This window comes from Marinobacter sp. X15-166B (assembly GCF_001752365.1).
Taxonomy (GTDB): domain Bacteria; phylum Pseudomonadota; class Gammaproteobacteria; order Pseudomonadales; family Oleiphilaceae; genus Marinobacter.
The window spans coordinates 2,164,274-2,175,705 of the sequence record NZ_MEIY01000001.1 but is presented as its reverse complement, the minus strand read 5'-3'; the positions used below and the strand labels follow the sequence as shown (position 1 = coordinate 2,175,705).

The 11,432-nt window shown below is 59.0% G+C and carries 15 protein-coding genes and 1 tRNA gene; 7 read left to right on the top strand and 9 right to left on the bottom strand.

What is annotated here, in order from left to right; all coding sequences use genetic code 11:
- Position 1: 1 nt before the first annotated feature.
- Genes BG841_RS10230 through BG841_RS10220 form a run of 3 tightly spaced genes read left to right on the top strand, consistent with a single transcriptional unit; the run spans position 2 to position 2,323 of the window.
- The gene (locus tag BG841_RS10230; RefSeq protein ID WP_070057563.1) at positions 2–1,903 is read left to right on the top strand and encodes a hypothetical protein; all 1,902 of its coding nucleotides are present in this window, start codon (positions 2–4) and stop codon (positions 1,901–1,903) included.
- Positions 1,900–2,103, top strand: a complete 204-nt coding sequence (locus BG841_RS10225; protein ID WP_070057562.1) for a hypothetical protein — start codon at positions 1,900–1,902, stop codon at positions 2,101–2,103. The genes BG841_RS10230 and BG841_RS10225 overlap by 4 nt, the downstream gene beginning before the upstream one ends.
- Positions 2,090–2,323: a hypothetical protein gene (locus BG841_RS10220; RefSeq protein WP_070057561.1), complete on the top strand. Its 234-nt coding sequence runs from the start codon at positions 2,090–2,092 to the stop codon at positions 2,321–2,323. The genes BG841_RS10225 and BG841_RS10220 overlap by 14 nt, the downstream gene beginning before the upstream one ends.
- A gap of 120 nt (positions 2,324–2,443) precedes the next feature.
- Here the strand turns inward: BG841_RS10220 and BG841_RS17160 are convergent, their stop codons facing one another.
- The 5 genes from BG841_RS17160 to BG841_RS10195 all read right to left on the bottom strand — a co-directional run bounded on the left by BG841_RS17160 (position 2,444) and on the right by BG841_RS10195 (position 4,507).
- Positions 2,444–2,851 (bottom strand): PH domain-containing protein, encoded by a 408-nt coding sequence (locus tag BG841_RS17160; RefSeq protein WP_070057560.1) that lies wholly within the window; start codon positions 2,849–2,851, stop codon positions 2,444–2,446.
- A gap of 26 nt (positions 2,852–2,877) precedes the next feature.
- Entirely contained in the window at positions 2,878–3,354 is a 477-nt protein-coding gene (locus BG841_RS10210) for a DUF4124 domain-containing protein (protein ID WP_070057559.1), read from the bottom strand.
- A gap of 269 nt (positions 3,355–3,623) precedes the next feature.
- Entirely contained in the window at positions 3,624–3,812 is a 189-nt protein-coding gene (locus BG841_RS10205; protein WP_070057558.1) for a hypothetical protein, read from the bottom strand.
- A gap of 55 nt (positions 3,813–3,867) precedes the next feature.
- The gene (locus tag BG841_RS10200; protein ID WP_070057557.1) at positions 3,868–4,068 is read right to left on the bottom strand and encodes a hypothetical protein; all 201 of its coding nucleotides are present in this window, start codon (positions 4,066–4,068) and stop codon (positions 3,868–3,870) included.
- Between the two features lie 52 nt (positions 4,069–4,120).
- A complete protein-coding gene (locus tag BG841_RS10195) occupies positions 4,121–4,507 on the bottom strand; it encodes a hypothetical protein (protein WP_070057556.1) in 387 nt (128 codons plus the stop codon).
- 203 nt (positions 4,508–4,710) lie between these two features.
- Here BG841_RS10195 and BG841_RS10190 point away from each other — a divergent pair.
- Both BG841_RS10190 and BG841_RS10185 read left to right on the top strand, forming a co-directional pair.
- Positions 4,711–4,812, top strand: a tRNA-Met gene (locus BG841_RS10190).
- A gap of 108 nt (positions 4,813–4,920) precedes the next feature.
- Positions 4,921–5,379, top strand: coding sequence for a PACE efflux transporter (locus tag BG841_RS10185; protein ID WP_070057555.1), 459 nt, complete (start codon positions 4,921–4,923; stop codon positions 5,377–5,379).
- Positions 5,380–5,453: 74 nt separating this feature from the next.
- Here the strand turns inward: BG841_RS10185 and BG841_RS10180 are convergent, their stop codons facing one another.
- Complete coding sequence (locus tag BG841_RS10180; protein ID WP_070057554.1) at positions 5,454–6,005, bottom strand: hypothetical protein; 552 nt, start codon at positions 6,003–6,005, stop codon at positions 5,454–5,456.
- A 130-nt stretch (positions 6,006–6,135) separates the two neighbouring features.
- Entirely contained in the window at positions 6,136–7,398 is a 1,263-nt protein-coding gene (gene chrA, locus BG841_RS10175) for a chromate efflux transporter (RefSeq protein ID WP_083260238.1), read from the bottom strand.
- A gap of 154 nt (positions 7,399–7,552) precedes the next feature.
- On the opposite strand from chrA, the gene hmpA reads away from it, so the two are divergent.
- Entirely contained in the window at positions 7,553–8,749 is a 1,197-nt protein-coding gene (hmpA, locus tag BG841_RS10170; RefSeq protein WP_070057553.1) for an NO-inducible flavohemoprotein, read from the top strand.
- A gap of 45 nt (positions 8,750–8,794) precedes the next feature.
- On the opposite strand, the gene BG841_RS10165 is transcribed toward hmpA, so the two are convergent.
- Complete coding sequence (locus BG841_RS10165; protein WP_228141639.1) at positions 8,795–9,559, bottom strand: metallophosphoesterase; 765 nt, start codon at positions 9,557–9,559, stop codon at positions 8,795–8,797.
- 35 nt (positions 9,560–9,594) lie between these two features.
- The gene (locus tag BG841_RS10160) at positions 9,595–9,978 is read right to left on the bottom strand and encodes a VOC family protein (RefSeq protein ID WP_070057552.1); all 384 of its coding nucleotides are present in this window, start codon (positions 9,976–9,978) and stop codon (positions 9,595–9,597) included.
- A gap of 98 nt (positions 9,979–10,076) precedes the next feature.
- Between BG841_RS10160 and BG841_RS10155 the strand changes: the two genes are divergently transcribed.
- Complete coding sequence (locus BG841_RS10155) at positions 10,077–11,354, top strand: O-acetylhomoserine aminocarboxypropyltransferase/cysteine synthase family protein (RefSeq protein ID WP_070057551.1); 1,278 nt, start codon at positions 10,077–10,079, stop codon at positions 11,352–11,354.
- Positions 11,355–11,432: the final 78 nt, after the last annotated feature.

Here is an 11,432-nt window from a genome sequence, read left to right as displayed (position 1 = left end):
GATGACCTACGCCCCCGAAGCCGACCCGCTGGCGGTTGTCCTCGATCTGGGGACACCGTACAGCCCAGTAACCGACCCGCTGGCGCTGGACTTTGACCTGGCCGCAGCGGGCACCGGCTTCGTTTACCGCAAGCCGCCGCTGGCGGTCGGTCACCGGTACCTGAGCGCCCAGGCTCGCCCGCAGCTGGCGGAGGGGCGACTGCTGCCGCATGCCGACGGGTTACCCAGGGACGGGCGGGGGCGCCAGTTCGGCAGCACCCAGGCCCACGGCCTCGCCCTGCCCGCCGATGCCAAGCCCTGGGGGCCAGTACCACCGAAGGACGCACGGGGTCGGCAATTCAGTGGCCACACCGCCACCCCCCTCGACCTGACCGCCGAGCGGGCGCAATGGGGCGAGTACACCGCGCAGGACGATGCCAGCGATTACGGCGCCCATGCCTGGGACAAGCTGCCCGCCCGGGACACCGGCGAGGTGCAGGGCTTCAACGTGCCCCCGGCCCACGACGTGGCCAGCCCGCACACGGCCAGCGACAGCATACTGAACTGGCAGCCGCCACCCCCGGAGAAGGTGGAGCTCCAGCAGACCGAGACCCTGAACCTGCACCGCTCACCCTACACCCCGCCCGGGGCGCTGGTGGTGGATTTCGAGCTGGTGCCCAAGGCGATACTGGTAGCGCCGATCATCCCGACCCGCAGTGTGGACAGCCAGCCGGACATACCGGCTTGGTCGCTGAAGGACGCGCTCGACGGTCTCACTGTCCACCCCTGGGACAGAAAACCGCGCATCGGCACCGAGGTCGAATTCCCCAGCGCCATTGAGCCCGATGCGCCCCTGGGCGAGCCGCCCGAGGAACCCGAGAACAAAAGGACGTACATCATTATGAACGCCAGCAGCCTGATTGAAGTCAGCACCAACACCCCGCTGGATTTCAAGGATTTGCGGATCAGCCTGGACGCCGACAGCTTTGTCTGGTCGATGAGCTGCACCATTATGAACCGCGCCAGCATGAACCAGATCCGCCCGACCGCTGACGGCCCCGCCGAGGTGGACGCGACCGTTAACGGGCATACGTGGCGCTTCATCGTCGAGAGCTACCGGCTAGACCGGACGTTTGCCCGCGAAACGTATCAGATCAGCGGCGTATCCCGCGCCCAGCTGCTGGCGGCCCCCTACGCCCCCAAGCGGACCGGACGAGTGACCAGCCAGAGCACCGCCACCCAGGTCATGACCGACCAGTTGCAGTACACCGGATTTTCCATCGTCCGCCAGCAGGGGCTGAGCGATTACGTCATCCCATCAGGGGCGTGGGGCTGGAACGACAAGACCGCCATGGAAGTGGTCGCGGAACTGGCCCGCGCCCAGGGGGCCATCGTGGTACCCGACCAGGACACCGACGAGCTGCACATCAAACACCGGTACAAACAGCTAGGCCCCTGGGATTACGACGCCCAGCCCATCGAGTTTATCGACGCGATACTGCAGGACACGCTGGTCATCAGCTACGCCAGCCAGTGGGAGCCCCAGCCTGAATACAACGCGGTGTTTGTATCCGGCATTACCGATGGCGTGGCCGTGGACGTGGTGCGCCGCGACACTGCGGGCGACAAAGCCGCCCCCGATATATTCGACGATCTGAACGTGGAGGCCACCCAGTGCCGCGAGCGGGGTATGACCGCCATCGCCGCAGGCGGCGACCAGGAGATCGTCACCATTGAAACCGTGCTGCCCACCAGTGGCAGCCCCGGACTGATCGAACCTGCTATGGTGATCGAGTACCGCGACACGCAGGAGCCCGCCAACACCTGGCGCGGCAACGTGCTCAGTGTCAGTGTGGGTGTCAGCAAACCCGGCACCGGCCGAGTGATCCAAACGATAAAGGTAGAGAGGCATCATTACCAATGAGCAAGCAAGAGCGCACCGAACGCTGCACCCCAGCCGAGCGGGCCTTTCTGGACGCCTTGATAGAAGGCATGAACTTGGCCATTCCGGAGAGCTGCTTCGTTTGCCCGGTCTGCGAGTATGACGGACTGAGCCCGAAAACCGACGCGCTGAAAACCACGCTTGAAAATCTCGAATTGGAGCTGAAAGATGGCAACCGTTAACCCCTGGGCTCGATTCCAGAAGCTGCTACCCCGCGCGGGGCGTTACACCGTGACCATCGATCAGGTCAACACCGACGGCACCAGTTCGGCAACCCGCCGCGATGGGCAATTGGTACGATTAAAAGGCGGGCTGGTGGAGGCAGGTAAAAAAGCGTGGGTCGAGGGTGAACAGATCATCGGGGAAGCCCCTGACCTGCCGACCACGACGCAGTATGTTTGAGTGATGCTGTGAGAGCACCGAGGTCTCTATTCTTGGGGAGCAGCTCTCTCACTGCAGTCACACCATTGGGCAGGTGTCGCGTTCGCCTGGGCATTACTGCCGGCTCTGGCCTGGTTTCAGTCAGGCCGATATCGAGTTTTCGATTTCACGCTTAACGCTCATGGGATCATCGATGCCTTTGAAATTAAGATCGCTGATCCCCCGACCGGTGACGCGGACAGTCCCGAATCCGAAAACCCTGCCTAATATTCCTTGGTCGATCTGAACCGTTTCAATTGCGGAAAGCTTAATTTCATCCGTCTTACGGCTGATAATTCCTCGCTTGAGAATAACTCGTTTATTAGTTACCCCCTGCTCCATGTTCTTTAATACCAGCCCTTTATATACTGCATAGATCAGCGTGATTCCAAAGGTGAAGAAACCTAGAACTGCCCAAATAATTACGGGGACCCAGGCAAACCAGTGCAGCCCGAATATCTGCTCTATTTTCTCATCACGGGACAATGATTCTGTGATAAACGCCGACATTTACTTTTCCCTGTTTTAACTATTTATTATTCACTTAGGATGCGATTTCGTTCTTCTCGAAGCCTGTTTATTTCGCGGTCGGCACCATCGATTTCTGTTTGATACCTCTGACGCATAACGTCCGCCTCGCTTGCCAGTGAGCCCTCCCAAATGGCACCCGCTAAATTGTTGTTTGCTCGTGCTCGTTGCCGTTGGTAATCGATCAGAGCGTTATCCATGTTTCGCTGCGCCCTCGTCTTCTGCTTTTCCAACCGATCGATGTCCCGGTCTATTCTTTCAACCTGCTGTTTTTTCTCTCGGTGCCGTAAGAAGTCTTGCACCCCGTCCCCGGCCATCGACGCCCCGCCCTGAGTGGTCGGCGCTTTTATCTCAATCTTTTTCGCGTCATTTCCGCAAGGCTGATCCGAAAATACGGTCTGACCGTTAACCTTGCACTGATATACCGCGCTATAACTATAGGCCGGTGCGGTTATTGCGAATAAAAACAACATCCTTTTGAGCATGCCCCCTCCTTTGGCGGTCAACCATAGCCAATACGCAAAGAAACATCTGTTAAGAATTGTGAAAATGTGAGCAATCCCACCAAATTCTTCAAGTCATAGAATGTGACCTAGCCCGAACTAACGTTTCGGATACTGCTGTAATATACAGTGCGTAACTTGTTGATTGCGCTAGGCTGCGTCGCCCGCGCTAGATGCACCCTTTCTTAAACCAACCCACTGATTTTAAGGGATTTTTTTGCGACGAGGGGGTCACATTGACATAGTGGCGCTTAATCAGCCTGTTGCTCGGAGGCCAGGGCCAGCGCGTACCGTATGCCCTCGCTGGCGTTCCGCTTCTCTCCGCCCAGCTGGCGGGCTATCTCCCAGCTGGCGTCATCGATGTAGACGTTTCGGCGCTTGCCGCCTTCCATTTCTTTGGGCCTATGGCTCGGGCGCTTGGCAGATTTTTCGTTACTCATGCTTACTCCGATATGTTGCTGGCCGGCCCCACACTCCGGGCCGGCGCTGACTTGTTTACCCGTCTTGCTTGCTTATCAGGTCAGTGCGGGCCGCCTCAACCGCCTCGCGCCACTGATCCGCCGTAATACCCCACTGCTTCATGTCGATTTCATCGGGCTCGACGTTGGTTAGCTCCTCGATAGTGTTCATGTCGTAACAGGCCACTGCGAATGCACGGGTGGTATCGTCTTCGATTTTGCCAATCATGTCTGTCATGGTAATTCTCCGTGTTGCTTCTTCTTGTAAGCGCCTATCCCAAGCGCGGGGTTTAAATAATCGGGGTCAACTCTGTGCCTACAAACTCGTTTCGGGCGATATCAAAATAGATTTTATCCTCGATCAGCCGGCGCGCCGCACTGTTTGAAATTTTCTTGCCGTTCAGGTGGGCGATTGAGATGTTGCCGGTTCCGTAAAAATCGATGTCCAGTCCGAAAACAGCAGCCAGGCTTTCAATGTTTACGTAGATGCGCGCCTTGCCGAAATCTGCACCCCAAACGCTCAGCCCCAGGCTTTCCAGCTTCTGTTGCATGTTGTTTTTCAGCTCGCTGTACGCGGCTTTCAGGGCCAGGGAGAAAGCAATCATGTAGTCACCAACAATCGCGACGGTGGCCTTTGCAACTTTGTGTGCGTTTTTGAAGAGTTTGGACTTGTTCATGGCTGCGTTCCTTCTGCGTGTCTCGACTTGATGAATACTATTATACACACATAACTATGGGTGGCAATACTTTTGTGCGTATAAGTTCTGCTTGGCGTGACCGAGATCACAGAGATGAGGTTTTCTGGGGATGGCTGGAAATCACGCTGTGGGCATATTGTGGGCACCCTGTGGGCACCGTTAAGCACGTATAGACATTTGTGGGCGAGAGCGTACAATCCAGCGCTATGTAAATCAGTACCTTACGTTAGCTGGCAGCACTCATAATGCTGGGGTCGGCGGTTCGACTCCGCCCCTTGCTACCAGATTTCAAAGGTTACGATTCGCGTCGTAACCTTTTTTTTGCTTGCACTTCTGGGAACGACCCCACTGAATCCGGGCAGCGGGTCGGCCGGAGGTTTCGGAGATTCGCCATGCGCACCCCCAAAGACAGAATCCGCCAGGCTGTTGCGTTTGAAGCTATCGGCTTAGTGCTGGTTATTCCTCTGGGCACGTTGATGTTCCAATACCCCTTGGGGGAATTCGGCATGCTCAGCGTAATAGGCACCTCCATAGCCACCGGCTGGAACTATGCCTACAACCTGCTGTTCGACCGCGTTTTGAAAGCGCGCACCGGCTCCACAAAAAAATCCTTGCGCGCGCGCGTGGTGCACGCCCTCTGCTTTGAACTGGGACTGATGCTCGTGTTTTTGCCGATCGTGGCCTGGTGGCTGAATATCGGGCTGCTTGAGGCGCTGCTGGTCGACGTGGCGTTTGTGGTGTTTTATCTGGTGTACACCTTTGTATTTACCTGGTGTTACGACACGGTCTTCCCGGACGACGACCTCCCCCGTGACGCTATGACGGCAGACCCCCGCTCAACCACGTCATAGGGGCACCATGCCGGGAGCCAAAAAAACCTGCCGTCATACCATTGAGGGCAGGTTTTTACCGTAAGCAGTGGCGATCAGAAGAACAGAGTCGCACCCGCGAACAGACCAAAATCGCCATCCTGGATATCAACTTCGCCGGTCAGGCTCAGGTTGTCCTGCAGGCGGTAACGGCCATGGCCGGTCAAGCCCAGATAATCGAAATCACCGGTGACCAAACGGGCGCTGGCGCCCACTTCAATTTGCTCATCCAGCTGATGACGAATGCCGCCCCGGATAGCCGGTGCCGTGTCGTTGGCACTCCAGGAATTGAACTCCACCTTCTGATACTCGAGGCTCAACCCACCCCATACATCGGTGCTTGCGTCCAGCGCGTGCCGGTACCCGCCACCCAGATGCCAGTGGGTGTAATCGACGTCATCGGACAGCATGCGCAGACCGCCAAACGCGAAGATGTGTTCATCAATCGCGTAGGAGCCCCGAAGATCGAAGCCTGCCAGCGTCTGGCTGCCATCCGTACTCAGTATGCCCAAGCCACCCTCTGCATAGGTGTAGTTCAACTCCGCCGCGGCCGACCCCGAAATCAGCACACCCGCAACCAACAACCCCTTAATTCCCTTTTTGATCATTACCGCCTCGCTATGTAAATGAAGATCAGTTTCAACTTCACCTGCGGATGCTAACCGCCAGATATTTATTTGCAACTTCAATTGGTTACTACGAGCAGGCGCCAGCTAACCGCCCCACACAGCAAGCCATCTACATATACGCGGTGGCCATGGACGCCAGCACACACCACAACACCGCCCATAACGGTGAGCGTCGCCACACCGTCAGCATGACGAAAGCAATAATGGCGATGGCCAACTCAGTCGCCGAGGTGACGCCTGAGGTGAAAATCGGGTCATAGAGGGCGGCCAGCAACAACCCCACCACTGCCGCGTTGACACCGGCGATGGCCTGCACGGCGCGGGGACTGCGGCACAGGTTCTGCCACAGTGGCAGCGCCGCAGCGACCAGCAAAAACCCGGGCAAAAACATGAACCCAAGGGCGACGATCGCACCCGGCCATCCGCCGTGCGGGGCAGGCATAAGCGCGCCCAAGTACGCGGCGAAAGCAAACATGGGCCCCGGAATCGCCTGCGCGGCCCCGTAGCCGGCAAGAAACTGCTCATCGGTCACCCAACCGCTGGTCACCACCGATTCTTCAAGTAACGGCAATACCACGTGACCGCCGCCAAACACCAGCGCACCGGCCTGATAGAACGCACCGGCGAGGGAACCCAACCCCCCATTCACCGGTCCCCAGGAAAACACCACCAGCAGCCCTGCGAAGACCGCCAGCAGCCCAATGCCCAAGCGTCTGCCGTAGGGCAGCGGCACTTCCGAACTGCCCGGCCCGGGCTGCTCCCGGCACCAGATCAGCCCAGCCACTGCACCCCCGAGTACCACCAACACCTGGGACCAGACTGCTCCCAGCAACAACACCACCACCGCAGCCGCTGCTGCGAGGGTGCGGCGCCGGGCATCGGGGCACAGCTTGTTGAACATTCCAAGTACCGCGTCCGCCACCACTGCACAGGCCACCAGCTTCAATCCGTGGATAGCGGCCTGCGCTCCCCGCCCGGCCAAGAGCGGCAGTGCCGCGGCAAAACCAATCAGCAACAGCGCCGAGGGCAAGGTGAAGGCCACAAACGCCGCCACGGCCCCCCGCCAGCCGGCTCGCAGCAAGCCCAGGGTAAAACCCAACTGACTGCTGGCGGGCCCGGGCAGAAACTGACAAATCGCCAACAGCTGGGCAAATTGGCTGTCACTCAGCCACCCCCGCTTGTCCACCAGTTCCTTGTGAAAATACCCCAGGTGGGCCACCGGCCCACCAAAGGAGGTCAGCCCCAATTTCAGAAACACCCACAACACCTCGGCAACGGTCCCTCCGGGTGGCCGGGACGCCGGGGGCGGATTGTCCCGTTCCAGGGGCGCTGGCAGGTCACCCGGCTTGCGGTCGCTTGTTCGATGCCACATTCGTCATGCTCGCCTGCAGCCTAAAGACTGCGCAGTAAAGGGGTCCAAGATGCTGCCCCGGAAATTGATCTTAATCAAGAATTGCCCCCTTGACCGATATTTATTCCAGCCTGTAAATTAAACATTCATTTCACATACCACTTAAGGCGAGCCCATGCTTTCTGAACAAACCATTGCCACCGTCAAGTCGACGGTGCCGCTGCTGGCGGAACACGGCCAGGTTATTACTCAAGTGTTTTATAGAAAGCTGTTTGCGAACAACCCTGACCTGCAGCATATCTTTAACATGGCTAATCAACGGGACGGAGCCGGCGGCCAGTCTTCCGCGCTAGCGGATGCTGTGATCGCGTACGCCAACCATATTGACCAGATTGACGTCCTGGTACCCGCCGTCATGCGAATCGCCAGCAAGCACGCCAGCATAGGCATCGAGCCTGAACACTACCCGATTGTCGGCGAGAATCTGCTCGCCGCGATCCAGGAGGTGTTGCAGTTGCCGGATGACCACGACGCACTAAGCGCCTGGGGAGAAGCCTACGGCCTTCTGGCACAGATTTTTATCGATACAGAAGAAGGCCTGTACAGCGAAAAAGAAACACAGCCGGGCGGCTGGCGCGGCTTTCGCTCCTTCACCATTGACAAAATTGTCGAGGAAACGCCGGAAGTTAAATCGTTTTACTTCAAACCAACCGATGGTCGCGCCATTTGCGGGTATTCCGGCGGCCAGTACCTGGGTATCAAGCTGACTGGAACCGGTGACCGCTACGACGAGATCCGCCAGTACTCGCTGTCCTCCTGGGGCACCGAAGATTACTACCGGATTTCGGTCAAAGCTGAAGCGCACGGGGCCGCGTCGCAACAACTGCATCAATCCGCAGTCGGCGATACGGTGGCGTTAAGCGCCCCCCAGGGGCAGTTTGTGCTCAATAACAACGCGCCAAAGCACGTGTTCGTCTCCGGGGGCGTTGGCATCACCCCCCTGTACAGCATGCTGAACGAAGCGTTGGAGTCCGGCATTCCCGCCGACAAGCTCCAGTTTATAGATTGCTGCCGCAGCGCCGAGCACCAGATTTTCCGGGCGGAGCTGGCAGAGCTGCAGGAGTCAACCGGGGTGGACATTCGCCGCGCCTTCGAGTTTGGTGGTGGTGGCGACTGGAGCGGCTACCTGACCGCCGACATTCTCGATCAATGGTTGACCGACAAAACGGCGCACGTCTACTTCTGCGGCCCGATGGTGTTTATGGGTGCCCTGAAAAACATCCTCAACCGCATCGGGTTCGACGACGAACAGCTCCATTTTGAGGTGTTCGGTCCCACCGCCGAACTGCCGTGTGACCAGTTGTCAGCCTGACCCGCTGCCCCCGCTGCGCGCACGGCCCATGCACGCAGCGAGGCTTCAGATCTCGATTGTCCAGTCGGCGGTAAACAGGGGTGGGTCATACTCGCCCGGATAGCCGCCCGGATTGGCGACGATCCGCGTACCGCCGACAGTCAGGTCAACCGGTTCATGCACGTGTCCGTGTACCCATACATCCATACGCCCCATCAGTGCCCGCAGGTTCGACGCAAAGGCCGGTGAGAGTGCATCGTGATGGTATTTTGGTGGAATACACTCCGGTAGCGGGGCATGGTGGCTGATGACCACCCGGGGCCCGGTGTGCGGCTCCTTGAGCGCAGCTCTCAGCCAGTGCAGTGCCTGACCATGCAGCACCCGGCTCGCGGCAACGGTAAAGGTCTCCCCGCGGGGCTGTTCAATGATGCGAAAATCCGGCATGAACGCCACCGCCCGCTGCTCGGTCAGCCAGGGGTCGTCATGGGGTTGGCCGGTGTACAGGGCAAAGTCCGTCCATAGGGTGGTGCCATAAAACCGCACCCCGTCGAGGGTCACGGTGTCGTTATCGAGCAGGTGAATGCCCCATCGCTCAGCGGCGGTGCGCAGCTCACCCCGCATCTCGGGCATACTGGTGCCGTAAAACTCGTGGTTGCCGGGTACGTAAATAATGGTTTGCCCGGCGAACCGCTCCGCTGCCCAGGCCAGCCCTTCCGCTTTGCGGTGAATGTCGCCGGCCAGAATCACCACATCCGCGGCCACCGCCGGCAATTCACGCCCCCCCTGAAAACACTCCACATGCAGATCCGACAGTATTCTCAGGCGCACCATGCTCCCCCTGGCAACCCCGGCCAATGGACGTGTGACTATCCGCGTGTCCGGTCGTTCTGAGGCGCAGGGCTCTCCGACCAGACCGCCAGCTCGTTGCCGCTGGGTTCGACAAAGTGGAAGCGGCAGCCACCGGGAAATTCAAACAGCGGGCGGCTTACCACGCCCCCATGGCGCTCGATCCGGGCCTGGGTTGCTGCAATGTCGGCGCTGTAGAATACCAACAACGCGCCTCCGGTCGCGGGGGTCGACGCCAACGCTGCCCGGTAAAACCCGCCGTCCAGCCCCGCCCCCGAAAAGGCTGTGTACGCCTCACCGTAATCAACAAACCGCCAACCAAACACAGCGGTAAAAAACCGTTTGGTGGCGGCGAGGTCTTTGGCGGGAAACTCGACATAGTTTAACGTTTCACGGGTAATCATAAGCCCCACCCTGCTTTTCTTGCGCTAATTTATGACATACTGCAGGCCTCAACAAAAAGTACAACCGACCACCTGAAGCATAGAAGGAATTACTTGTTATGAAACTGGAAACTCTCGCTCTGCATGCTGGTTACAGTGGCGACCCCACCACCAAAGCGGCGGCGGTGCCCGTATACCAGACCACGTCATACACCTTTGATGACACCCAGCACGGTGCGGACCTGTTCGACCTCAAGGTCCCCGGCAACATTTACACCCGCATCACCAACCCCACCAACGCCATTCTGGAAGAGCGCATTGCCCAGCTCGAAGGCGGTATAGGTGCGCTGGCGGTTGCCTCCGGCATGGCCGCCATCACCTATGCCCTGCAGACCATTTGCAGCGTTGGTACCAACATCGTCAGCACCGGTGAGCTGTATGGCGGAACCTACAACCTGTTTGCCCACGCGCTGCCGAACCAGGGCATCGAGTGCCGCTTCGCGCCGTTTGACGACTTCGACGCGATTGAACGCGCCATTGACGACAACACCCGGGCGCTGTTCTGCGAATCCATTGGCAACCCGGCGGGGAACGTGGTCGACATTCAGCGCTGGGCCGAGATCGCTCACCGTCACGGCGTGCCGCTGATCGTGGACAACACCGTGGCCACACCCTTTTTGTGCCGACCGTTTGACCATGGTGCCGACATCGTGGTGCACTCACTGACCAAATACATCGGTGGCCATGGCACCAGCATCGCCGGCGCCATTGTGGATTCAGGCAAATTTGACTGGACCGCCAACAAAGCGCGCTTCCCGGTGATGAGCGAACCCGACCCTTCCTACCACGGGGTGGTCTTCACCGAAGCCCTGGGTGAGGCCGCCTTTATTGGCCGCTGCCGGGTAGCGCCGCTGCGCAATACCGGTGCGGCCCTGTCGCCCTTCAATGCCTTTCTGATCATGCAAGGTCTGGAAACCCTGGGGCTGCGGATGGAACGCCACTGCGAAAACGCCTTGCAAGTGGCCGAGTTTCTGGAACAGCACCCCAACGTGGAGTGGGTCAATTACGCCGGCCTGAGCAACAGCCCCCACCATGCCACCTGCCAGAAAATCTGTGGCGGCCGCGCCTCCGGTATTCTGAGTTTTGGCATCACGGGTGGTCGCGACAACGGCGCCAAATTCATTGACGCCCTGCAAATGATCTACCGGCTGGTCAACATCGGCGATGCCAAGTCCCTGGCCTGCCACCCGGCCTCCACCACCCATCGTCAGCTGAACGCGGAGGAGCTTAAAAACGCCGGAGCCAGTGAAGACCTGGTGCGCCTGTCCATCGGCATCGAACACATCGACGACATACTCGCCGACGTCTCCCAGGCGCTGGACGCTGCCTGCGCCTGAGTGCTGTGAATACGGCCGTTGCCGGGGGCACTTCCCGCAGCGGCCGTGTTTGTGCGTACTCCCCTTGTCACCACGCCC